Below are 24,760 nucleotides of genomic sequence, written 5' to 3' on the forward strand. Positions count from 1 at the left end.
CAGATTACCGCCGTTTAGATCAGCGTGCCGACGAGCGACATCGCGGCATCAAACGAAGCTGTTGTACCGTCGGGCGAACGAAAGATAGATGATGATCAACGCGAACGCGAAACAAGAAGGTTGTGATGAAGCCGCCCGATTCCTTCTCGAGCTGCCGGGAGGAGTCTGCGTAGTTGACCGACTAACCGGCCGGAACCGGCTGGGCGAGGTTCCTCAACGTCGCGCGCATCGCCGATTTCAACGCCCGACATCGCCACGTGGAAACCGTTGCGGCGTTGACCTGCTGGAAATGGTTGATCGCCTGCGGCACGGTGTTGTTCTTCGGATGGGCGACCGTCGCCAGCGGCCGCATCATGTTGTTGCTGGTGCGGATCTCGTGGGTCAGGAGCTGCGCGTTCGTGAGGCGGTCTGACGGACCGGCGGGATTGCTTCTAGGAGTGGCCGTCCAGGCTGAAATACTCGGCGTAATTGCCGCCGAGCATGATCGCCAGCGAACCGCCGACATCGCTCATGTTCAGCCCGAGATCGCCGGTCTTGCCGCGGTCGAACATGACCGTTCTCTTCGACTTGTCGCGAAAGATGAACTGTCCGGGTCTTGAGCGCGTCCGCCATGAATCTCCGGGCGACATCGTCGAGGTCGTTCAACGAACCCGTCGTGCCGATGACGAACTGGATCGGCAGCCCGTTGCTGCCCGACCATGGCGGCGGTGGAAGCCACCGAGCGCGCGCCGCAATACCGTCGAGCACGCCCTGCAGTTCAGGCTGAACGGTGCCAGCGGTCACACTGCGCGTTCCTACGGCTTGACCACGATGTCACGAAACCCATCGTCCTCTCGTAAGTGCGTACGTTCAGAACCGCTTGATCTCGACTCCGTACTTCCTCAGCGCGTAGCCAATCTGGCGCGGCGTTAGTCCGAGCAAGCGCGCTGCTTTTGCCTGCACCCAGCCAGATTTTTCCATGGCTGCGATGACCCGCTCGCGATCGGCCATCTTCGCGCCACTTACGAGGACTGTGCCGGGAGGCACCAGCGGGGCCAGCTCGCTGCCAGCAGGCGGGACCGGCGCGGTCGCTTCAGACAGCGAAGTGATCGGCTTGGCGGGCGCTGGCACGGTCGGTGCCGGTTGGACGGTCGCCTCCTCCCACGTAGTTTTCCACAGCATCGCGGAAAGGCACTGACCATGGCAACATGCAAAGTCATTTCTCACGATCGAGGGCCCGGCCGACAGGGTCGCTGTGCGCTCGATGCAGTTTTCGAGCTCGCGCACATTGCCCGGAAAGCCGCAGTTCATCAGCACATCGATCGCACTCGGCTCCAAGGTCAGCGTACGGCCGTTCACGCTATTGAAATTCCTGAGGAACTCGCCGGCAAGCAGCGGGATATCGCTGCGTCTTTCGCGCAGCGGTGGCAGCAGCAGGGGAACAACGCTGATGCGATAGTAAAGATCTGCGCGAAACTCGCTTCTTGCCACAGCCTCTTCTAGGTTCTTGTTGGTCGCGGCTATGACTCGAACATCGACCTTTATGGTCTGATTGCTGCCAACCCGTTCGAACTCCTGCTCCTGCAGGACTCGCAGCAACTTCGCCTGGAACGGGGCCGAGATCTCGCCGATCTCGTCAAGAAACAGCGTGCCTTTGTCAGCAAGCTCGAAACGTCCCTTGCGCGAGCTGAAGGCGCCGGTAAAGGCACCTTTCTCATGACCGAACAATTCGGACTCCAGCACTGTCTCGGGCAGTGCCGCACAATTCAGCTTAACGAAGGGCCGCTTGGCGCGGGAGGATGATTCGTGAATGGCCTTGGCTACAAGTTCCTTTCCGGTGCCGGATTCGCCGCGCAGCAGAACCGTGCTGTTCGATTTGGCTACGACTGCGATCTTCTCGAGCAGCCCGCGCAGCGCCGGGCTGTCGCCAATGATCCCATGGACGGGCAGCTTCTTACGTTCCCGTGCAGGCTGCCTAAGCTCGAACAACTGCTTTTGCAGACGGTCCTTCTCCGCCATCAGTCGCTCACGGTCGCAGGCGAACAAGCGATGCAGCCTCACTGTCTGTCCTACCAGGTTGGCGATCATGGCGAGCAGCCGCGCGTCGTAATCGAGCCGGAGACTCGACCTATCGTCACGGACACGGTCGATGGTCAGCGTACCCACGACGTTCGGATCAATGCGGATCGGAACTCCGATGAAGGACACTGGCATATCATCTGAGGCACCGAGCACTTCCAGATCAGCTGCGCTGAATGCCGGCTCCGCCGCCACGTTCTCGGCGACAAGAGGCCTGTCGGTCGCGACGATCTGGTCGACCGCCTTCCGCGGCAGGCGCATCCGGTAGCGCTCGTCGCTCCCTTCGCTCCAACCCGCGCCCACGGTAATGTCCGGCATCCCGTCATCGTCGAACAGTGAGACGATACCGTGTCGCATCTGCACAAACGATTGCAGAAGACTCACGACGTTCGCCAGCGTGACCTCGAGGCGGCAAGGAGCAGTGAGTATTTTCGATATCTCGAAGATACCGGTCAGCGCGCTTTCGCGCAGCGGCTCACCCGAGAGCTCGCGTTCCGTCTCTGGGTGAGCGGCAGGTCTTTCGCGTGCGGAAGCGATATGCAGCATAAGGCGGTCTCCGTTATTTTGATCATCCTCCCTGGCACCTTGTTCGGGTTTGCGAGCTTCGTTTTGCATGTCATGCTCGATTTAGCGCCACGAGTTGACGAGATGACATAGAAGCGTAACACCTTTTCATGGCACGAAGGTAACCTTACAGTCCCTTGATTTCACTTTTTCGGAATGGGTGCGCGCCGTCAGCCTAGAACACAAGCTCGAGCGCTGAAACTCAAGTCAGCCGTGTTGCCAGGCTTGCTCGATTCACAGATGTTGCCCACCATTGATCGGCACCTCGGCCCCCGTCACATAGCTTGCGGCATCCGAACATAAGAAGTAGATGACCTCAGCCACTTCATCGGGGGTTCCCACTCTGCGCAGCGGGATAGTTGGCACAAGACGCGCTTCTGTATCGGGCGACAACATGTCCGTTCTGATCTCGCCGGGCGCGATCGCGTTCACGCGAATGCCATGCGGCGCATAATCGTGGGCCATTTCGCGTGTAAGACTCGCAAGCGCAGCTTTTGACGTCGCATAGGCGCTGCCGGCAAACGGGTGCACACGCGAACCCGCGATCGACGTCACGTTGACAATCGATCCTGACGCGGCCCTTAGCTCGTCAAATAAGCCCTTCGCCAGCAGAATCGGGGCCACCAGATTCAGATGGAACACCCTCATCCAGGTTTCCGTTGAAGTCGTCAACGAAGTCAGCCGGTCACCATCGGGTGTTTTCGGCGAGATGCCGGCATTGTTCACCAGCGCGTGCAAAGGTGCACCAGCCAGGCGTTTCTTGACCTCGGTGATCAGGCGCGGCAGCATTCGATGATTGCTGAGGTCGACCTGGACATGATCCTCGCGGCCGGACCCCCACGGGCACCGCTCGCCGTCGAACGGTTGGCGCGCGCAGGAAATGATGCGCCAGCCCGCTTCCGAAAACAGCTTGGCAGTGGCATGACCAATTCCGCGCGATGCCCCAGTCAGCAGCATCGCCTTCTGTTCTCCCCGATGGACGCGAACTTTATCGAAGTGAAAGCGACAACCCAAGTGTGTCTGGGGCGGCGGACCTCCGACCAGATCGTCATTCGGCTGATCGAGACCCACGCCCGCCTCCTCTCCTGTAGCGCCGCTGGTGAACGCGTAGCAGGAATCGGGCCACCGCGATGCACGCAAAGGCGCTCCGGTTTTGCGTCCTAATGTCGCGCACGCGAAACGCTTGGCGGATTCTAGACATGTTGCGTGTGCTTTGCGACAGCGACGATGCATCACCTACACAATCCCGGCAGCCCACTTGGCCCACTGCTTGGCGCAACCGCAGGGGCGAGCGGATGAACAGCGTCCATCGCCGAGACACGATTGGTCAGGATGACGAAGCCGCCCAGCTAGCCGCGTCGATGCAATCGAAACCTCATGTACCAGCTCCGCACGTTAGGTTTTTGTCGCAACTGATACCGACCTCATCGCAGCACATCGCCGCGCCGATTGGTTGCAGGATCACAAACTGGGACACTGAATGTCCAGCCCAAGATCATCGATCCCGAATGAGTCAGTCCGCGCGAGCGAGTGGCCGGCCGCCGCAACAGACTCGCCGGCTCAACGTAGAAGCTTTCGAAAACTTAATCTGCGATCAGCCACCGCGAAATTTTCACTTCCGGTGCACGCGAGGCAAAGCCGAGGACGATCTTCACCCGTTTAGCGCGGTGGCGATACGTTAAGGCCGCTCTTGTCGCGCTCGAGCTTCAGCGGATCGCATTCCGCCGCCGTATCTTGCTTTTCTTCAGTGCAAGGGCGCGTTGAAGCGTTGGTTTGAGCGACCAATTGCCGCCCGGAAACATAGTGGCAGTACTGCTCGATGCAAAAAGCGGCCACCAGGTCGATGAGACGGGTTACGACTGTCATGAAGCCACGAGCTCTTGTGAAGTTTCCTCAATCAAGATCAATCGGCTCGGATCATTCAAATCGAACTCTATAACGCGTGGCGCAAAGAGGCGCGCATAACGCGTAAAAGCGCTCGTCGGGGGGAAGCGGATCACAGTGTCACATCGCGCAAGGAGATACATCTCGATGAGGGCGGAAACGCCGCCCCCGGCTCCGAGCGCCGCACTGTGCAACGGTCCGGCCTGAGGCGCCTGGAAGCGCTTTGGGATCGTGAAAACATCGGGAAACAAAGCCGACACCTTCTCAAGGACGAGCGCGCTATCCGTGCACAGGAAAGGCCTGACAGGTTTCGCATGCGGTAACGCCTTGGCCTTGTCGATGGCATTACAGACCTGTTGCAAGGCGCGCTCCGGATCAGCCCAGTAGGGTGCATGCCCCATAATATCCTCGCCGTTGCCGTGCCGAACATGAATGCCGATCACGCTGTACGGTTCAAGGTGCTCCCGGAAGATGGCATCGATCCGTGCCTGCACTTCGGGTCGCGGCTTGATGCTCCGAAAGATCTCACGTTCAGCCTCCTCGTCGCAGCGCCACATCAGGCAGGCGTCACACACAACCGTGTTTGCATCGCTATCTTGCTCGCTTTGGAACAGTTGATCGAGCTCGTCGCGTTCCCGGAAAATCTGCTCGTCCGGTCGATAGGCGCAGTCTATGGTTGACTTATTCCACCATGCCGGAAAGAACGGTCCCGGAAATGTGCGCTGATTGATCTGGTCGTCGCAGATCACCCGTACGCCAGCAATGTCTTGAACTGGTTCGAAGAAGACTGGAAAGGCGTTGGTGAATGGTTGATCGAGATAACAGGACCCCCGCCAATCGATGACCAGGTTCCGTCCGGTCCGCTGCGCAAAACGCCAAGCTGCCGCCAGGGACCACAAGCAGTCGCCCAACCCCGTACGCCGTCGAGAAACAACGAACCGATCATTTTTTGAACCACCACGCATCTGCATTGCCTCCTTCCGGGCTCCTGGTTGAACAAGAGACGTCATTGGAGACACCTCACATATGATCTCCGCCGATGTTATGGTCGGCGCTTGTGCTGCTCGCGAGTTGCGTCGGTAGAACTTCATGCAGCGCTATCCTCGTAGCGGGTTCTCTCAACGCGTTGCCTCTTTTCTTCCATTCAGAGCTGTTGCGCCGATATACCCGATTTAAGCCGGATGCCTATTGTGCCTGCTCAACCTCGGCCTAGCCTCCTGTCCGTGGAGGCATAGCCATGGCCATACCATAATCGCCGGTTATGATTTGCCTTGCGCATTACTGCGGACGCAAGCAGCGCGTGGCGGATGCAGCCGAACGCTGCGCTGCTCCCACACAAGCCGCAGTTCCTTCATGAGATCTTCGCGCTTGGGCTGGTCCAGCATAGTTGTGTCAAGAAGCCAGCCCAGCGACGCCTCCCCCTCAATCCGCATCAGCAGGTCGAAGAGCTCATGCGAGATACGCATGCTGTCGCGATCCGAATGTCCCATACGGATCTCGCAGACCGTTTCCTGACGATCTTCCGCTGTGTGGGAGCGAATACGATGAAGGGATGCGTACGGAGGCAATGAAACGCTCAGTGTACGCCAATCCTGCAGCGCTGCCGCCCGCTTCTTCACGAGGAATGGCCCAACCACAAGTCCGTCCAGATCAGTCGTCAAAAACGTGACGATGGCGTCTGAAACGGAATCCACGATTGGCTCGGCATTGTTGTTAAAGGACGTGTTTAGAAGAACCGGAACGCCGGTTCGCTTCTTGAATGCATTAATGACATCCCAATAGGCAGGGTTTGTGTTGCGCGAGACCGTTTGCAGCCGAGCAGTCCCATCGACGTGCGTGACCGCACCGAGCACGCTATGGTGGGCTTCACGCACACGAACCACGAAGTTCATAAAGGGAAACTCCCGCTTGCCGCCTGGGAGCTCAAAGAACTCACCTGCATCCTCCTCCAGCACTGATGGCGCAAACGGACGATAGCCCTCACGCTTTTTGACCATCGCGTTGATCCGGTTCTTGTTTTCCGCTGGCCGCGGGTCGGCGAGAATGCTACGATTGCCAAGCGCACGTGGCCCGAACTCAGAACGGCCCTGAACCCAACCGATCACAGCGCCATTTGCCATCCAGTCGGCCGCACTGGCTGCGATGTCATCACTGCGTTGGATATCGAGGTGGCCGGACCATGCATTGAGCTCCTGTTCTACCGCTTGCTCGGTCCCGAGATCCGGCCCCCAATAGACGTCCGCCAATCGCTCGCGCGGCGCAGGCCGGCCCAGTTCGTTTGACATCATCAATGCAGCGCCGAGTGCGCAACCGGCGTCGTGCGCCGCGGGTTGGACGAAGATGTCGTCGAAAAGCCCGGAATAGAGCAGCTTACCGTTCACCGTGCAATTATGGGCTACTCCTCCCGCCAGGCACAAACGCTTCATGCCGGTCGCTTCGCGATGGTACCGCAGGATGTGAAAGACGATCCGCTCGAGCGCTTCCTGCAGCGAAGCGCTGACATCTCGATGCTGCTGCGTGAATGGCGTTCCTTTTCGCCGGACCTGCATGCTGCGGATCAAGGCCGGACCGATTCGATCCAGGTGGACACGATAGCCACCATTGTCCAACAATTCGTAGAACTGCGCGAAGAGCTCGCGATAGAGAGCAGGGTCACCATAGGGGGCAAGCCCCATCACTTTGTACTCATCGAACAGCCCGTAGCCGAGATAACGGATCGTCTCGAGATAGAACAGCCCTAGAGAGTTATGTTCTGGGAAGCTTGCGAGCTGAGTGATTTCAGTGCCGGTCCCCACCGCCAGCATACCTGAGAGAAAATCTCCGCCGCCGTCGACCGCAAAGATCAGACTTTGGTCAAATCCAGACATCGCAAACGCGCTCGCCGCATGTGCTTCATGGTGATTTACGAAGGACACGCGCGACGCATCGACCTCGGTGCCGAACTCCCTTGCCAGTAACTGCCGTAGCAACAGTTTGGCGTCCAGCGGAACGGACTGAGAAACGAACAGCCGCTCGAGCATGGTATTGCAGTAGGTTTCAGTCGCGTAGAACGCGATGCGGTCGATCTCGCCAAGCTCAACTCCTGCAGTTGAAAGGCAGTACCGGATCGAATTGCTTGGGAACTTGTTCGAGTGCTTGACGCGATTGAGGCGCTCCTCTTCGACGGCAGCAATCACACGGCCATCCCGCACCAGAACCGCAGCGCCATCGTGCAGAAATGTATTGGGCAGCTCGGGCGAGCTTTCATAGATTCTGTCCAGACCGCCACTCACTCCCAGACACAACATCTCATTCTCCATTTGATCACGGCAGGAAGACCACCAGCGGTTCCAACTAACTCGTCTGTACTGTCACGCGACCTCGACCGCGCGCCAGGCAGCACAACCAAGGCTTCTGCGAAATTCGTCCCGATGCCCAGCGGCTCAACCCGTTGAGGTACTGGGCGTCCCGCACCCATCGACCAAAGCGGCAGCCGTACACCCGGCTTGATCAAGTCCTTCCAAAATCATTGCAGTCCTGATCGCAGCTCGCGTCTCGACCGGTTCGGAGCGCTTGGCACAATTCGTCAACGCAGCAGGCGACGCCGAAGCAATGCCGTCGACGCGAAGAACGGCAATATCGCGTACATGCAAAGCGCACTAACGTGGAAGGCAGCGCCGACGCTGACCGCGCGCTCAAGCATCGCTGGGCGAATGAGGTCGACCGAATGCGCGAGCGGCAACAAGCCGGCGAAGTGCTGAAATGAGCTCGGCAATTGGCTCATCGGAAAGACCGCGCCACACAGAAACACCATGGGTGTCAGGATGAGCGTCTGGTAAAACACGAAGTAGTCGTAACTTGGCGCAAGAGATATGACGACCATCGCCAGACTTGCGAAGACAAGGCCGGTTAGGGCGACCGTCGGCATTGCATACAAAATCGACAGCCAGGATGCATAACCCAGCGCTGCAGCGACAATTCCAATCGCAGCTCCGGCTAGAACGGACTTACTGGCCGCCCACACCAGTTCGCCTAGAACGATATCGCCAAGCGTGAGCTGTGTGGACAGGATTGCTTCCCAGGTGCGCTTGGCGTCCATCCGAGCAAAGGCGGCATACAAGGTTTCGAAGGTCGCGGACGTCATGGCGCTGGTCGCGACCATGCCCGCTGCCAGAAACGCGATATACGAAGTCCCCTCAACGCGGCCCACGATTAGCCCGAGGCCAAAGCCAAGGCCAAACAGGTTGGTTATGGGATCTGCCAGGTTGCCGAGAACCGATGCAAGTGCGGCTTTCCTCCACGCCAGGAAGTTTCGACGCCATACCGCGATCCAGTTGTACGCGTTAGCGGGCATCAGCGCCGCATAACTTTCACCCATCCTCATTTCTCCATCTCGCGTCCGGTCAGCCGCAAAAACACGTCCTCGAGATTCGGCGGCCGCTGCAGAATCCGAAGACCCGCTCGCCCGCGCAGTTGCACACGTACCTGCTCCGGATTCAGCGCATAACAAAAGAGCGTCTCTCCACTCACTTCGATGTGCCGCGCATAAGGCCTGATCAACTCACTGAGCTCATGTGGATCACTGCCGTAGATCTCGATCACGTTGCATCCGATATGCTCGTCGATTAAGGCGTCCGGCTTGCCTTCGGCGATCTTGCGTCCACTCTCGAGCACGCACAGCCGATCGCACAAGCGTTCGGCCTCTTCCATGAAGTGAGTGGTCAAGAGGATCGTCTTGCCACGCGCAAGCAGAACGCGCAGGCGCTCCCAGATTAGATGGCGCGCGTGCGGATCCAGACCGGTTGTGGGCTCGTCCATTACGAGCAGATGCGGATCATTGATCAGGGCACGCGCCAGCGTCAGTCGCCGTTTCATGCCCCCCGACAGCTCGGCGACGCGTACGTCCTTCTTGCTTTCGAGACGCGCAAACTCCAGCAACGCGGGTACGACAGCATCGATCTTCCGAGCGCTCATGCCGAAGTAGCGGCCAAACACCAGCAGGTTCTCTCGTACGGTGAACTGGAGTTCAAGGTTATCGAACTGCGGCACTACTCCAATGCGCACACGCGCGACACGAGCGCGTGCAGGCACGGGCTCATTGAGGACTGAAATCTTGCCTGCGTCCGGCGAGATCATCCCGAGGAGCATACGCGCGATCGTGCTCTTGCCGGCGCCATTCGGCCCGAGCAGGCCGAAGCATTCTCCGCGCGCAACCGAGAACGACAACTCGTCGACGATGATCTTATCGCCAAACGACTTTCTTACGCCGGCAAGGTCGATTGCTGCGCTGGACATGTTCATACTAGGCCGACAGAAGTCGTTCAGTCGACGTAGGCTTCGTTACGGCCGCTTTGGTCCACAGCAGTCCGTCGCACCACACGTGCTCCACGCGTCCCCATTGGCAGGCGGCGGCAGCATCCGGGAAGAATCCTCGCCCATGAAGGTTGGCGCTCGTATTGCAAAGCAGCGGAATGCCCGTGAGCTGCTCAAACTCGACCAGCAGCTCCGCGATTTTGTGCGGAGAGTTGCGGGCAACTGTCTGCAACCGCGCAGAGCCATCCAGGTGGACGACAGCGGGGACCTTATCGCGCCACTCCGCACGAGTCTGGTGATCGAACAGCATATAAGGATCCGGCGTCCCGGGCTCGAAGATGTCTGGCGCCCGATCCTCCAGGCAAATCGGCGCCACCGGCCGGAAATGCTCACGGCGCTTGATGTCGTTGAGATGATCCTTCATTGCCGGCGAGGTCGCTGCTGCAAGAATGCTTCTACCGCCCAACGCCCGCGGCCCAAGCTCGGCGCGTCCCGAAAGGAAGATTACGGGCTTGTTGTCGGCGAGGATGGCCGCGAGCTCGCGGAGAGTGCATGGCGCAGCCTCCCATTCTGACGGCTTCTCGCTGGCCTGCAGCGCCGGACCACTGTAGACTGACCATCCCAATGGCCCGAACCCATTTTGCGCCGCCATTCCGCTGCAAGCAGCGCCAATTGCCGAGCCGCTGTCATTTGGGAATGGCGGCACCCAGACCTCATCGAACAATCCCGCCGCGCGAAGCGCACTGTTCCACTTGATATTGAGCCCGCACCCCCCGGCCACACATAGGTTTCTCGCGCCCGGAAGCGACGAGTGCCGTAACAGTACCATCGCGATTTCCCGAACAAGAAGACGTTCCAGGAACACATGAAACGACGCTAGGACGTCCTCCGCTCGCTTGGCCGTCAGGCGCAGTGCGCTCGCCTCGAAAAACTCGTGCACAGCTGCAAGTGACGCTTCCGCATTGTTGATGTCCGCGCGGTAGCGACGCGCCTGCTCCGTATCCCCCGCGAAGCGCTTTTCGTAAAGCTCCTGAAACACTGACACGATAGCTTCGTCGACAGAGCCAAGTGCGATATAAGCCATCAGCTTTCCGGCGATGCCCAAGTCCCAATTGGTGCGGTTCGGCTGCCTATAAGGCCCGAAATGAAGGCCCGCAGCCGCATAGGCATGACCGATCATCGGAAACAGGCAGGCAATGAGCCGCGCGCCCCGAGGTTCGACATAGTAAAGACGTGGGAAAATGCAGCCATCCCAAACCAGACAGAACGCGGGTTTTCCGGCACTGGCAAAGGGGCTGGTGCTATATGCTGAGGCGACGTGACCCGTGACGTGCGGGTAACTCTTATAGGGAAACACCTTGCCGCCGAGGATCAGGCCATAGCCATCGACGGCATCAAGAAGGCCTTCAGCATGGCGCTCCACATATGGCGCCCCTTTCAGCGCAATCGGCACCGCCCCACTGAGAACCTGGAACTGCGACTCAATCTCCCCATCCCAGCCGTCAATGACGAATTGATCAATGTCGCGTGGATCCAGGCCATGCTCAGCCAATGCGAGCACAACTGCATCAAGGTTATCGACGGATTGATAGCGTGGATTATTGCCGCGCTTTTCCTGCTCGGTGCAGAAGACGAGCTGCCCGTCCTCGACCACAGCAATTGCCCCGTCGTGTGTTAACTTGATACCGCAGATGCGCATACGACCCCCTGGCCTAATGATCTAACTTTGTTTGTTCTGACGAGTTAGTCGGCTGCCGGAACAGGACGAGCAAGCAGTCTTCGTTGACCGACTCGGTGTGGCAATGCAGACGCTCGACTTCGGATAAACTTTCATTGAAGAGGGCAATCACCGTTTCAGCACCAGCAGCATGACCCCAGCGTCGACACGCGGCCTCACGCGCAGATCCGAAAACCAGAGTGCCATTGGGTGCAAGCATACTCACCAAGTTGCGTATGGCTGTGTGCATCTGGGCGACGTCCTTGAGGTAGTAGAGAACCTCAGCTACGACGATCAGATCGAACTGCTCGGCGGTCGAGAACTGTTGAATGTCGCAGGTTATCCACGTGATATGTGACCATCTCTTCGTCCGTTGGCGCGCTCGCTCAATCGCCTGCGGCATGACATCGACCACGGTGACCCGTTGGCAGTGAGGCGCCAGCATTTCGGTGAATGCGCCGGCGGCACATCCGACTTCGAGGGCATGCGCAATATCTCCGTTGCAGCGCGAGAGCCGGAGCATTTGCGCGTATCGCCCCTGCTCGAACGAGTTGCTGTCGAGACGCCATGGGTCGTCGACGGCCAACTCGCGCTCCAATAGCTGGTAGGTCTTGTCCGGTGTCACGGGTCATGCAGCCTATTTGTAAGCGGTCGATCGATCCCGACCGCAAACACGCTCGGTCGCGGGCAAGCTCGATGGACGGTGCGAAAGCCCGGGCTTACGAGTTGCGCCAGAACTCACCCCACTTCTTGCAGAGCTTATCCCGGTGGTCGCGTGTGGGATGACAGCCTTCTTTTCTCCTTCGGTTGTCACATTGACGACTTTGCGCGACAGCCAATCGCTATTGCTCAATGTGCAAAGCGCATAGGCTTTTAGCGGCAGCAAGAGAAAGACGTTGATGGGCGTGTGGAGCGAGAAGCCGAGAAACCGCACATCGCGAGCACGGAACGCTGCCACACTGCACCGGACCATCGTCATTGCCGCAATCGTCAGCAACGTCCACCAGGCGATCGACCCGCCGATGACGAACTGTGCGAGCGCAGCCAGTGATGACAAGGCGAGAAGCAAGGGGCCGAGATTTTGTCCGACAACGTCTAGCGTGAGATAGCCATCGAGCTCGGGCAGCAGGCGCAACGCAAGAAATGTGTCCCGAAAAGTACTGCGTGCCCAGCGAAGTTGCTGTCGCAGATATGGCCCCAGACTGTCAGGTACCACTGTTGCCGCGATCGCGTCGGGGACATACTCGGTTCGAAACCCTGCCTTGAGCATGAGGATCGTTAGATGACGATCCTCGCCGAAATCACTTGGCTTTCCACGGAAGAATTGCGTTTCGTATTGATCAAGCAGCAAGGCGAGCGCAGAGCGACGATACATGGCACATGGACCACAGCAGCACATCACCGCACCAAAGCGAGCCTGCGCCGCGCGCTCCTCGTTGCAGGCTAACCAGTATTCCATGTCGATCAGCTTGGTCAGCCAGGTCTCGTTGCGATTGCTCGCTATCAACTGCCCCATGGCCGCGCCGACGTTGGCGTCCTGCATCTTCAATACAAGCTTCGTGACCACGTCAGCGGCAAGTATCGTATCCGAGTCGACGTTGAGGACCAGATCGCCGGAAGAGCTGCGTATCGCAGCAATCTGCGCCTTGCGCTTTCCGACGTTCTTGGCCAGCAAAATGATGCGAAACCTCGGATCGTTCGCAAAGATTTTGTGCACAGGCCCCACGAGATCGCGATTTGCGGATCCGTCGTCGACCACATGGACCTGCAGCTTTCCAGCGTAGTCTTGGCTTGCAATCGACGCGAGGCATTCAGAGAGTGTGTTTGGGTCCTCGTTGAAAGAGGGTACAATGACATCTACGCTGGGTAGAGCCACTTCGGCTTGTCCGAGGCCGTCCCGCAGCGATGCGGGGCTGGCCGGCCGAGCATAAAGCGCTTGCGCGCTCTTGTAGACGGTCGAGAGCAGCGCATAAGACGAAACGGCGACGGCGCTGGTTGTAGCAAGCAGGTCCATGGGGGTGCCAGTTTTGTTCAGTGAAGTTGAGGAAGCGGATGGATTTCGAACCCGCGCCGTTGGAGTGCCGGAATCAGATATGACAGCGCCCTCACCGTCTGATCGCGCGAAGTGGCATCCGTGCACGATCTCTCCTCGCCGGGAGGATATCCGTCGTGCAGGAGCACAATTGCGCCCGGTCGAATAGCCGCCAGCACTGAGCTCACGATGCGATCAACCCCAGGGCGCGCCCAATCTCTCGGATCGACCGACCAGTGCACGGCTGCGAGACCGGCCTTGGCTGACGTAGCAAGCACGTCTTGGGTCCATATGCCGTAGGGTGCCCGCATGTGCCTGGGCAACGCCTGCGGGCAAGCCGAACGTATCGCCCTGCTCGCCGTTAGCACCTCATCGTGTACCTCTGCTGGTTCGCATCTGGACAAGTCGGGATGGGTCATCGTGTGGTTTGCAACCTCGTGCCCTTCGGCGACCATTCGTCGAATGAGTTCAGGTTGATTGGCCACGTAGGTGCCGATAACGAAGAACGTCGCAGGCACCCGATGTTGCGTCAGCACATCGAGGACGTCCGGCGTGCAGAAGGGGTTTGGCCCATCATCGAAGGTCAAGTAGACCGAGCGAGTTCCGCTGACGTCACCATAGTTGCGCCGCACCGCGGACAGGGGGATGAATTCGGTCACAGCTCGGGCCCGTTCCGATCGATAATCGTTCCGGCAGGCCACTCGCCTATTGGGCGTTCAAGCGGGAACACCACCACGAGGACGTCTTCGATACGGATCGGCGACAAATTGGGGTAGACATCCGGCTGGGTGGAGCGGACGCGAACGCCAGACATCAGGGTTGCCAACCCCTGCCGTCCGACCAGCCTGGTGAGATGCTTCTCAAGCGCAGGCCGGACCGTACCAAAGCCGAACGGCACCCCAAGCTGCTGCAGCGCAGGATACATCACGCGCATTGAGTGGCTGATTCCAAGCCCCTCGAGATCCGGACGCACGGCATATAGTCCGAGTTCGGCCACGAGAAGATCGACGCCATCAATCTTGATGAAGCGGCGTAGTAGGCCGATGTGCGCAGCGACGCCGCGTGCGTCGTAACCGATTGCGCGGAGTTCAGGCCGTGCACCGGCCCAACTTCGATTACCTTCGAATGGCTGCGCATTGAACGCACCGGTCGGCCCGTAGCTGTTACGGAAGAAGTCGGCAAGCTCGGCATGATCGGCGAGCTGCAGCTCGTTTTCCCAGCGAAGGCTCCACTGGACTTGAGTGCGCGCGGAAGGCTCTTCCGCAGACCGCGACACGGCAATATTCATGGCGTACTTCCCTGCGCCAGTGGGCGTGAGAGCGGAGATGGTCACGTAAGAAACTCGCTATTTGCCGAACCGGTGATCAATCTGAAATGCGCTGGCATGCGGCATCCGCGCTCGGCTCTCCTCGCAGACCGCGCGAGAGCAGACCGAATCGGAATGGCGGCTTCGTTGGCGGCAAGACGATCGCGCATCTCGCGCGCATCTTTCCGGCCAATGCCATGGCCGAAACATGCGCGTACGTCCCAGGAAGCGATTGGATTGCCCGGAGCCTGTCTGCAGCATGAAGGGGCTCCGCCTCGTCCAAGATCAAGATCGGCGCTGTCGCATCGCGGGGCAGGCCATCGATGCGTGAGAGCTCATCGAGGACACACCCGACTGGCACCAGATCAACTTCGGTTCTATGCATCTTCGACGCGCCTTGAATTGCGATAACTGCGATGAACAGGCGCGCCATTTGGCCAGTCGCCGGAGATATTTGGCATCCGCAATCTGCGCACGCCGCCTGGTCGCGACACTAAGGTGAGGCTGAGCGCGCTCTCAAGTGTACGCGGGTAAATCGCCGATATGGAAAGGGTTGGAACACGCATACGAAGGTTTATCGGGGCCTTCCTAGCGTCACATCGCGTGCTCGTCGCACCGGGAAGAGGCGCAATTCGCATGCGGCAGCGATATCCGTTTCCCAAACTGATTCGGCGGGTGCTTGCACGTCCAGGAGTCTTTCTCGGAGCCCGCGTACGACCAGCAGCCATCGTGGTATGCCTAATTTATTTTCCAAACTGATGTTTGCTATCCAACATTCCGCAATTTGGTAAAATCGATTGTTTCGATAGAACACATCCACACGATGGATAGACTCACAACATGCGGTTCAAGGGACTAGATCTAAACCTTCTCGTTGCGCTCGACGCTCTGATGACGGAACGCAATCTCACAGCGGCTGCGCGCAAAATAAACCTGAGCCAGCCCGCTATGAGCGCTGCGATCGCGCGGCTGCGCAGCTACTTTCGCGATGAATTGTTTACGATGAGAGGTCGCGAGCTCGTCCTGACACCCGGCGCGGAGGCGCTTGCGGGTCCGGTACGCGAGGCCCTGCTGCACATCCAACTTTCGATCATTTCTCGGGACGCGTTCGACCCGGCTCAGTCGAGCCGACGCTTCAGGGTCATTCTCTCCGATTTCATGACAATCGTATTTTTTCGGAGAATTGTCGATCGTATCGCACAGGAGGCACCTGCGGTGCGGTTCGAACTGCTGCCATTTTCCGATGAACCTAGTGAGCTCCTCCGCCGCGGCGAAGTCGATTTTCTCATTCTACCGGAATTGTTCATGTCGAGTGCGCATCCTAAAGCGACGCTATTCGACGAGACTCTCGTATGCGTGGGATGCCGCACGAACAAGCAGCTATCGAGACCACTTACATTCGAGAAATACAATTCTATGGGGCATGTTACGGCCAAGTTCGGACGGGCGCTGAGGCCCAATCTCGAGGAATGGTTTTTGCTCGAGCACGGCTTGAAAAGACGCATCGAGGTCGTTGTGCAAGGCTTTAGTCTGATACCGCCCATATTGTTGGACACGAGCCGGATAGGGACAATGCCCTTACGTCTCGCCAGACACTTAGAAAAGCGGATGCCCCTGCGGATTGTGGAGCCACCGCTTCCCCTGCCCACTTTCACCGAGGCCGTGCAGTGGCCCGCGTTCCACAACACCGATCCGGCGAGCATTTGGATGCGGCGGATATTGTTGGAGGAAGCATCCAACATGGCATCTGAACATCGGGAGCCCCCAACGCGCAGGCGCGGCTAGATTCACGCCCCCGCAGATGCAAAAATATCCTAATCAATCATTCGACGGCTTTGCCGGCTTCCTCATTCTAACTCCCGTGCGGCCACGCTGCAATGCGCGCGCGATCCGGCGATGGATTGCGAGGGCTTATCAGCTCGTGGCCGCAATGATCTCGCAAAGTGCGGTTTAGTGCCTTGTCCTGCAAGCAAGGTCCGGCAGCATCGAAGGACGCGCGTTTTCGAGTACGATGGTTTAGCGAACCCAATTAAATCGCTTGAACCCGACACTGCGTCAGGTTGTAGTTTGCCTCCCAACGATGCGCTGGCGGACGTCGATGGGGCGAATTGGGCGAACTCGTGGCTATGACGGGATAGGCACCTACGCTGGTCTGCCGGCGGCAATTTGACCAGGGTGAGTTGCGAGTGTTGTCGGAATTGACGAGCTCGCTAGGGTTGGCGCTCCCCACGGGTCCAGCCGTAGGTCGTCGCCCTGCTCGCCATTCTGCGGTGATCCGCGAGCTACTTTTCGCGATCACACGGCAGGAACAGAGTTGATTCGGGCGAGCCGATGATACCGCTTCAGAAGCAGCCGCTGCCGAACATTGTATGCACCGTGAAGATGATCGCGTCGGATAATTAGATATGCGTTTCAAAGGCCTGGATCTGAATCTTCTCGTCGCCCTTGATGCTCTAATGGCTGAGCGCAGCCTTTCCGCAGCAGCGCGCAAGATTAACCTCAGTCAACCAGCCATGAGCGCAGCCGTTGCCCGGCTGCGCTCCTATTTCCGCGATGAGCTGTTTGCAATGAGAGGCCGGGAACTTGTCCCAACCTCACGCGCAGAGGGACTGGCGGCTCCCGTTCGCGAGGCTCTGATGCACATCCAACTCTCCATTATCGCGCGGGATGCGTTCGACCCGGGACAATCGAATCGACGATTCAGGATCGGCCTTTCTGATTTCATAACGGTCGTGTTCTTCCGACACGTCGTCGAGCGTGTCGCACGAGAAGCACCGGCCGTCAGCTTCGAACTGGTGGCGCTCGCCGATGAGCACGATGAGCTTCTCCGGCGCGGCGAGGTCGATTTTGTTATTCTCCCGGAACTGTTCATGTCCAGCGCGCACCCGCGGATAGCCCTATTTGAGGAAAGGCTCGTGTGCGTAGGCTGCGGCACGAACGGCCGGCTACGGCGGCGGCTTACATTTGATCAATATATGTCGATGGGCCACGTTGCGGTTAAGCTCGGAGTTGCGCGTCAGCCTCCCATCGAGGAGTCTTTTTTGCTCGATCGCGGCCTCAACCGACGCATCGACGTTCTCGTGCAGAGCTACGGCATGATTCCGCCCATGCTAGTGGGCACGAGCCGCGTAGGGACGATGCCATCAAGGCTGGTTAAGCATTTCGAAAGGACGGTGCCCCTCCGGATTGCCGAGCTTCCGCAGCCATTCCCCACCTTCACCGAGGCGGTCCAATGGCCTGCCCTTCATAACAGCGATCCGGAAAGCATCTGGATGCGAGAGATATTAGTGCAGGAGGCGGGTCGCATGACATCTGCTCCTGACGAACGCTCCATGATCTGCGCTTTGGAGCAGCCGGAGGCTGAAGCAAGCTTGGCGGGACCTGCTTCGCGGCTATCGTAACGACTTTTGCAAAGCGCTCGAACTTGAATCCGGCTGCATGTCTCGACAGCTGCTCCTGCTTGAACTCGTTCTTTGCTCATGAACGTCCCGCAGTCTCGCCGCCCGGTCGGCCATCATGATGCCGTTGCGAGACTCCCATATTGGTATCACGCCGCACATGACGGCGGCGCTCAAGCCGCCTGCTGCGTTGCCTTAGTTGATCACGCATCAGAGACGGAGCACCACGCCTGGACGCTCAAGCCAGGCCCTTGCGTTGCAAGCGGAGCCTCGCCTAGCGGCCTCATATACATGACTAAGATCAGCTCGGGGCTCGCCGTCTACCCTCAGAGCCAGTAGTACTCCTAATGCCCGGATCCGATTCGCTTCCGCTGAGCTTCACATGACGCACAGCCAGCGCAGCGATTGATTTACGCAGATAGCGGGAATCGCTCGTGCGATTTTGCAAGACACCGCGTACCAGTGTTGCCTTGTCGCATCACCTTAGAGCGCTCTGCATCTTCATCGCGCTGCGCCGCCGGACTGACTTCTTTTGGCCCTACCGCGGTCAAACGCCTTGACGACGTGCGCTGCCTTGGCGCAATGACCAACAAGGAGCTAAACGTTGAAACAATACAGCGGCATATTCGATCCGGAAGAGCTTTCTGTCTTGGGACGACTTTTTGATCGCGCAATCACCGCGCTACCCCCGTCGATGCGAACCCCTGAAAATCGAACAGCCGTCGCCAAACTCATCTTGGAGCGTACAGCGATCGGCGAGTCTAGACTGGCATGCCTGATGAACTTGTTGGTCATGATTTCCCCTCAGGGTTGATCGCCAGCCGTTCTGAGGATAGTGACCATCTCTTACGCTGGAATGGAAGACGATCCAGCTAGAGCTTTGAAATAGCTTGAATCATACGTGACGTCAGGTTGTAGGCTTTGAAATTGAACAACATGAGCAAAGCTACACCACGAAGGCGTCGATGGCGCATTGGCGAACTTGCAGAGGCGACCGGAGTAACGGTACGCACGCTGCATCATTATGAACACACGGGTCTCTTAGCCGCATCAGAGCGTACGGACGGCGGCCACCGGATGTACGATCGTGAAAGCGTTCAGCGGGTTCATCAAATTCGCGCGCTACGTGAGCTTGGCTTTTCCCTTAACGAGATCCGTAAAGCCATGGAGGGCACCACTTCACTCATTGACCTCCTGCGCAAGCATTTGGAGCGGATCGAACTTCAAGTCGCCCGAGCAACCCTGTTGCGAGATCGCTTGCGCGACATGACGACGGACAGTGAAATCCAGGTAAGTGTAGATGAGCTGCCTGCCACCTTGAATGCCATGTCTCGGGTCGAGACGCGTAGTCAGGCGTCCCGATGCACATGCAAGTTGGCTGCAGAGCGCGAAGATCGGTGGCGGCGGATCCGGGACGAACTGCGTGATTGTATGGATCGGGGCGAACACCCTTGCGGCGAGCGCGCAAAGGCTGTCGCGGTTGAAGCGCGGTTGCTGATCGGCGAAATCGCCGGAGCTGATTCACGCGTTTCGACGATCTTGAAGGTCCTCGCGCGGTTAAGTGCCCCCCGCAGTCTGGCGGGTTGGGATCCCAGTCTCATGCAGTATCTCGATCTCGCCCTTGCCGGGTTGGAGGATCAGCCGTACTGACAGCTTGGGGGAGGGACGCGTGCAGGATTGCCCGTCGGTCTCTGTCGTCAAGATGAGAACGGGATGAGGCTTCGGTAGCTGGTTCTGATGCGCGGCGGCTGAGTTGTGCGGCTCAACCGGACAGCTCTTCCCACTTTTGCCTCGTCGACCTTTCCGCCGACGCCATGTCAGACACTTCCTCAAAAAGGGGCTTGAACCGTACGTAACGTCAAATTGTAGGCTCTACCGTGGCTGCGGTGTGGCTGAGCTGACGCGAATGACTTCGCTTGGCAGAATCAGCCGCATCGATATCTGCAAGCAAGTCGGGCCGCAAATCCCGGCAGCTGGTGAGCATTGGAGCTCTATAATGTTGGGTAGGCGTAACGCTTTAGCTGCAAGTGCAGCACTACTCTTTTGCGCCATCGGTTCGCCTACGCGCGCCTCCGACGTCAATATTGCCGTGGCTGGTCCCGTGATCGGAAGCGGCACTGCGTTTGGCGGACAAATGCGCGATGGAGCGGCTGCCGCCGTCGAGGCCCTGAACGTGTCGGGCCTACTTCCAGATACCAAGCTGATATCGACTGTCGTCGACGATGCTTGCGATCCCAATCATGCCATCGCAGTTACGAATCAGCTCACAAAAGAGCGCGTCCGACTGACCGTTGGTCATTTTTGCTCTTCTTCGTCGATCCCAGTCTACGACGACGTAGCGGACATCGTTCAAGTGTTACCTGGCTCGACAAATCCTCAGCTAACAGACCGCGGCCTTGAGGCTGTGTTTCGGATCTGTGGCTGCGGCGACAAACCGTGCTTCGTTGCAGCTGAGTACATTGGGAGCCGACATAATAATCATCCGATCGCAGTGCTCGATGACAAAAGCACGGCGGGTAATGACGTTGCCGACGCGGTTGCGGCTCAGCTTCAGAGATCCGGTGAATACGTCAATCGCCAAAGCTATGTAGCCGGCGAAAAGAACTACGCGGCGCTGGTCTCAAGATTGAAGACGGAGGGGTTACGGCTCGCTTATTTCGGCGGCTATCTTATCGAAGTCGGACTGATCGTGCGCCGGGCATCAGAATCAGGTGCCGGCCTCATCATTATGGCGAACGATCCGCTGATGACCTCTAATTTCCGGGTCGTTGCCAGCGCTGCCGGAAACGGAACGTTGTTCACCTTCATGCCCGAACCCGGCAAGAATACCAATGCGGCCGCCATTGCGACCCGCCTCAACGCGGCCAACATGTCCGCCGAAGGCTACATGCTTTACGCCTATGCAGCCGTCAAAACCCAGGCAGATGCAGTGAAGCGGGCTAGCTCTTTCGATTCTGCACGAGTCACCGACGCACTTCGTTCGCGGCTGACCGATACCGTGATCGGTTCGGTCCGATTTGAGTCCAACGAGGCTAAAGCGGCTCCTGGTTTTCTCGTTTCCCGCTGGCGCGTCGGACATGTCGAAGACGTCCAGCAGAACTGATCGTGGCCTCACCTAGCCTCCCACAATTCAACCAGTGGCACAGATGATAAGACGTCCTCACGACCTTGGTGCAACGATCCTCGCATGCACCCTTGTACTCGCGGTCTTCGCAGCACTTTTTGCGTTCGCCGCAGCGCTCGCAGAGCTGCCTGATGTCGATCCGCTGGGGGATGAGTTGCGTCCTATGATAGACAAATAGCACCCGTGCCAACCCTCAGTGTTGCAACTCTCGACCTTGGCAAGCCTGTTTTGATAAGCTCAATGGTTACTCTCTTTGGTTCACCGGTTCTTTCTCAAATAGGCTCCCCATGCCGTCTGCAGCAGCTCGGCGGTGTCACGAACTGCTGGCAGTTCTTTCCAACAAACATAGCCACGAAACTCAATTTGCAGCGACAACTTCCCCCATCGAGCACGCATGCTGATAAATGCACTTGCGCGCTGCAACCTACGGGTTGTCCCGCGTCGGGCGGAACACTACGAACTGCACGCGACAAAACGATCAACTGCCGCTCCGGCCGAACCGATCTCCATGAGGCTTGTGTCAGCCCTGCCATCAACTCGTTCCCGCTGGCCGCCGCCTTAATTGGAGGCTCGTTGCTGTCCTCGTACAGCAATGCCGATGCGCAGGGCACGGCTCCGCCTTGGGGCGAGCCGCCAAGCCGCCCGCAGCGATGTGCCAATCGGGTCGATTCGCGCGATTCAAAAATTTTTCAACAACAATGTGATCAGCCATGCCATCGGCGTCCGCATCTTTGGGCGCCGTTTTGCCTTCGAGGACAACCCTCGGCCTATCGGGCTTGAAAGGCGGGAAGTTGCAGCAGACTTCACTGAACTCGAACCTTCTGGAATGCCTTCCGACCCAAGCTTCGTGTTGGCGTTCGGCAGATGATTTCTCATTGGGCATCTCCTCCAGTTGGAGCGCAAGTTCTGCCCCAAGAAGGGCGGACAGATGAAGCGGCCGAGATTCACGGAGGAACAAATTATCGCGATACTGAAAGAGCATGAGGCTGGCGCGAAAGCGGCCGATCTAGCTCGCAGGCACAGAACCTCTGAAGCGGCAATCTACAATTGGAAAGCCAGATTTGGCGGCATGGACGTTTCTGCGGCCAAACGATTGAAGGCCCTGGAAGAGGAGAACGCGAAGCTAAAGATGCTTCTGGTCGAACACATGCTCGGTGTGGCGGCGCTTCGCGAGCTCCTATCAAAGTAGTGGTCAGACCGCCATCTGCAGATCCTCATGACCCACTCACATGGTGCAAGCCCAAGGCACCGCACCCGACCAGAAAGATCAAAAGCGGTCAAATAACGAACAGCCGTCCTTGAGCGCGACGGCATCAGGCAACCAGGACGCCTGTTCCACAAACGGAGATGATCAAGTGAAAAGCAGCCTTCCTTCAAGACTAACGTGCGGCATTTTCGACCACTTGGACGACGACGGCCGCGATGTCGCGCGACAATACGAAGATCGGCTCAAGTTGGCGGAGGTGTGCGATTCTCTGGGCTTTTACGCTTATCATTTGGCGGAGCACCACTGCACACCACATGGCAGAGGGCCGTCGCCGAACCTGTTTCTATCCAGCGTCGCGCAACGCACCCAGAGACTGCGTGTTGGTCCGCTGGTCCTGCTGCTCAACCTCTATCATCCTTTGCGCGCATTCGAAGAGATCTGCATGCTTGACCAATTAAGCGGCGGCAGGCTCGAGCTCGGTATCGGACGTGGCTCCCTGCCGACCGAATGGGGCTATTTCGGCGTCAGCGCGGACGCAGCGCCAGAGCGTTATGAGGAAGCCAGCGAAATCCTAAATGCCGCGCTAAAAGGGCATACGCTATCCTATCACGGACGATTCTTCGAGCTGAGCGAGATACCTTTGACCATGAGGCCGCATCAGCATCCGTATCCGCCGACCTGGATCACGAGCAGTCGGGCAGAGTCGGCGGAGTGGGCTGCTGCCAATGGCGCCAATCTAGCGTGCCTAGGCCGTTCCTCTGCTGTCCGAAACATTACGAATGCGTTCCGCGCCCATCGAGCACGCATTACAGCCGGGGACGATCGCGAGCCGTTTATTGGTTTGCTTCGCATGGTCGTGATCGCGCAGTCTGACCGAGACGCCCATGTAACAGCGGAAACCGCGTATGAGCGATGGCTCGATAGCTTTAAATTCGTTTACGAGCTGAACGCCATTCCGACACCACCTACCCTGCCGCTGACCTTCGATGCAGCGCTCGAAAGCGAATTATGCGTCGTCGGAACGCCAGCTTCCGTCCGACAGACCCTTCTTAACCAGATGGAGGAGGCAGGTGCAAACTACCTACTTTGCCAGCTTGCATTCGGGAACCTTCCGCTAGAAGCTTCCCTATACACTGCAACCACAATTAGATCCGAAATCATCGCTAGCTTTGGCTGAAGATGACTAGGATGTGGGCGCCTTAGAGGAGCTGCGCATTACGACCTTCATTTATGATCGGCCGCCCTGCCGAACGCGCGTATTCAGGACCTCCTGCCTACCCAGCAGGAGGTCCACAGACCGATGAGGACCGGATCGTCTTGATCACCATCATGGCGGCCTTTCGGCCGATGTCACCGACGCTGACGTGAACTGACTGGAGAGCGGCGCATGACAAGCCAACTCTGTTCATATGCGGTCGGCATCCTGCGTCATCCAGAACAGGTCGGCCACGGTCGCGCGCGCTATCCGCGAGTTGGATGCATCCCATCAACACTTTCGATTTTACCGGTCTTAACCAAATACCCCATAGTCAATCGCCGATCTCCGGAACGTACCCTTCACGAAGCACGTGTAACAATGAACCCAGTTTGCTTTGAGCATAGTCGCAGGGCAACTCCAGTCCCCCGTGTCTGTATCGCCAAACAGACTCCCCTATCCTGCAAATCACGGCACGTATCGCCCGCTTATAGGCGGATGGCGCATCGCAACGCCTCACGCGCAATCTACCGCATAGTCGCCAACCTAGTTGTCCTCATGCTAAAGGCGGTCCAGGAGATTGGCTCTCGCGTACTCTTATTGGCTGGGGTCCATGCGTGCGCCCGCTAGAATTAGGACGGGCAGACTGCGCCCTAAGCCAAGGCAAACCGGACTTGTCGTCCTGAACCGCTTGCCCGCGCCATCAACCTGGCGCTGTGACGGCCTGCAGCCGATGCAGGACTGTCAGCTATCTGACAACTCCATTGCAAGCCATATTTTCGCCGGCCACGACGAGGCACCGCTGACGACTTGCGTGACCAGACCGGCTGCGCAGTACCACAGCGCGATTCCCTACGTCATTGTAGTCGGGGATCCTCACTGCGCTTGCGTACTTGGTGCTGCTCGGCGCCGGCCGCCCTCACATGTTTCCTGCGCTCTTGCGTCGCGGTCATTGCATTCTATGCGCCGCTCTCAACTAACCG

At 58.4% G+C, this 24,760-nt stretch carries 20 protein-coding genes and 1 pseudogene; 8 read left to right on the plus strand and 13 right to left on the minus strand.

The genetic code is table 11. The features are described from left to right. Positions 1-181: 181 nt before the first annotated feature. From ACVIYL_RS43355 to ACVIYL_RS43415, 13 genes are all read right to left on the minus strand, one after another. A complete protein-coding gene (locus ACVIYL_RS43355) occupies positions 182-355 on the minus strand; it encodes a hypothetical protein (RefSeq protein ID WP_456781548.1) in 174 nt (57 codons plus the stop codon). A 494-nt stretch (positions 356-849) separates the two neighbouring features. Further along, positions 850-2,673 carry a nif-specific transcriptional activator NifA gene (gene nifA / locus ACVIYL_RS43360; RefSeq protein ID WP_456781549.1) on the minus strand — a complete coding sequence of 608 codons (1,824 nt, stop codon included), beginning with the start codon at positions 2,671-2,673 and terminating at the stop codon, positions 850-852. Positions 2,674-2,856: 183 nt separating this feature from the next. Next, positions 2,857-3,693, minus strand: a complete 837-nt coding sequence (locus tag ACVIYL_RS43365; protein ID WP_456781550.1) for an SDR family NAD(P)-dependent oxidoreductase — start codon at positions 3,691-3,693, stop codon at positions 2,857-2,859. 588 nt (positions 3,694-4,281) lie between these two features. Then, positions 4,282-4,488 (minus strand): hypothetical protein, encoded by a 207-nt coding sequence (locus ACVIYL_RS43370; RefSeq protein WP_310880972.1) that lies wholly within the window; start codon positions 4,486-4,488, stop codon positions 4,282-4,284. After that, positions 4,485-5,597 carry a nodulation protein NodZ gene (locus ACVIYL_RS43375; RefSeq protein WP_456781551.1) on the minus strand — a complete coding sequence of 371 codons (1,113 nt, stop codon included), beginning with the start codon at positions 5,595-5,597 and terminating at the stop codon, positions 4,485-4,487. The genes ACVIYL_RS43370 and ACVIYL_RS43375 overlap by 4 nt, the downstream gene beginning before the upstream one ends. A 168-nt stretch (positions 5,598-5,765) precedes the next feature. Further along, positions 5,766-7,793, minus strand: coding sequence for a carbamoyltransferase family protein (locus ACVIYL_RS43380; RefSeq protein ID WP_456781552.1), 2,028 nt, complete (start codon positions 7,791-7,793; stop codon positions 5,766-5,768). Positions 7,794-8,071: 278 nt separating this feature from the next. After that, entirely contained in the window at positions 8,072-8,863 is a 792-nt protein-coding gene (locus ACVIYL_RS43385) for an ABC transporter permease (RefSeq protein ID WP_456781553.1), read from the minus strand. A 2-nt stretch (positions 8,864-8,865) separates the two neighbouring features. Continuing rightward, on the minus strand, positions 8,866-9,786 hold the full coding sequence (gene nodI, locus ACVIYL_RS43390) for a nodulation factor ABC transporter ATP-binding protein NodI (RefSeq protein WP_310880976.1): 921 nt from the start codon (positions 9,784-9,786) through the stop codon (positions 8,866-8,868). 1 nt (position 9,787) lies between these two features. Continuing rightward, on the minus strand, positions 9,788-11,497 hold the full coding sequence (gene nodU / locus ACVIYL_RS43395; RefSeq protein ID WP_456781554.1) for a nodulation protein NodU: 1,710 nt from the start codon (positions 11,495-11,497) through the stop codon (positions 9,788-9,790). 13 nt (positions 11,498-11,510) lie between these two features. Beyond that, positions 11,511-12,140 (minus strand): nodulation methyltransferase NodS, encoded by a 630-nt coding sequence (nodS, locus tag ACVIYL_RS43400; protein WP_310880978.1) that lies wholly within the window; start codon positions 12,138-12,140, stop codon positions 11,511-11,513. A 12-nt stretch (positions 12,141-12,152) separates the two neighbouring features. After that, entirely contained in the window at positions 12,153-13,529 is a 1,377-nt protein-coding gene (gene nodC / locus ACVIYL_RS43405; RefSeq protein WP_456781555.1) for a chitooligosaccharide synthase NodC, read from the minus strand. 17 nt (positions 13,530-13,546) lie between these two features. Beyond that, positions 13,547-14,206 carry a chitooligosaccharide deacetylase NodB gene (gene nodB / locus ACVIYL_RS43410; RefSeq protein WP_310880980.1) on the minus strand — a complete coding sequence of 220 codons (660 nt, stop codon included), beginning with the start codon at positions 14,204-14,206 and terminating at the stop codon, positions 13,547-13,549. Further along, complete coding sequence (locus ACVIYL_RS43415; protein ID WP_456781556.1) at positions 14,203-14,835, minus strand: NodA family N-acyltransferase; 633 nt, start codon at positions 14,833-14,835, stop codon at positions 14,203-14,205. Before ACVIYL_RS43415 ends, nodB begins: the two co-directional genes overlap by 4 nt. An 858-nt stretch (positions 14,836-15,693) precedes the next feature. Here ACVIYL_RS43415 and nodD1 point away from each other — a divergent pair. The 8 genes and pseudogenes from nodD1 (at position 15,694) to ACVIYL_RS43455 (ending at position 23,759) form a co-directional block, all read left to right on the plus strand. After that, entirely contained in the window at positions 15,694-16,638 is a 945-nt protein-coding gene (gene nodD1 / locus ACVIYL_RS43420; protein WP_310880982.1) for a transcriptional regulator NodD1, read from the plus strand. Between the two features lie 620 nt (positions 16,639-17,258). Beyond that, a complete protein-coding gene (gene nodD2 / locus ACVIYL_RS43425; protein WP_456781557.1) occupies positions 17,259-18,254 on the plus strand; it encodes a transcriptional regulator NodD2 in 996 nt (331 codons plus the stop codon). A gap of 601 nt (positions 18,255-18,855) precedes the next feature. Then, positions 18,856-19,065, plus strand: a complete 210-nt coding sequence (locus ACVIYL_RS43430) for a hypothetical protein (protein WP_310885128.1) — start codon at positions 18,856-18,858, stop codon at positions 19,063-19,065. 122 nt (positions 19,066-19,187) lie between these two features. Next, the gene (locus ACVIYL_RS43435) at positions 19,188-19,901 is read left to right on the plus strand and encodes a MerR family transcriptional regulator (protein ID WP_028337412.1); all 714 of its coding nucleotides are present in this window, start codon (positions 19,188-19,190) and stop codon (positions 19,899-19,901) included. 346 nt (positions 19,902-20,247) lie between these two features. After that, a complete protein-coding gene (locus tag ACVIYL_RS43440) occupies positions 20,248-21,354 on the plus strand; it encodes a branched-chain amino acid ABC transporter substrate-binding protein (protein WP_456781558.1) in 1,107 nt (368 codons plus the stop codon). Positions 21,355-21,973: 619 nt separating this feature from the next. Continuing rightward, on the plus strand, positions 21,974-22,243 hold the full coding sequence (locus ACVIYL_RS43445; RefSeq protein ID WP_456781559.1) for a hypothetical protein: 270 nt from the start codon (positions 21,974-21,976) through the stop codon (positions 22,241-22,243). 60 nt (positions 22,244-22,303) lie between these two features. After that, a pseudogene (locus tag ACVIYL_RS43450) lies at positions 22,304-22,561 on the plus strand (transposase); the annotation flags it as partial. A 43-nt stretch (positions 22,562-22,604) separates the two neighbouring features. After that, entirely contained in the window at positions 22,605-23,759 is a 1,155-nt protein-coding gene (locus ACVIYL_RS43455; RefSeq protein WP_456781560.1) for an LLM class flavin-dependent oxidoreductase, read from the plus strand. Positions 23,760-24,760: the final 1,001 nt, after the last annotated feature.

It is taken from the genome of Bradyrhizobium sp. USDA 3315 (assembly GCF_054056795.1).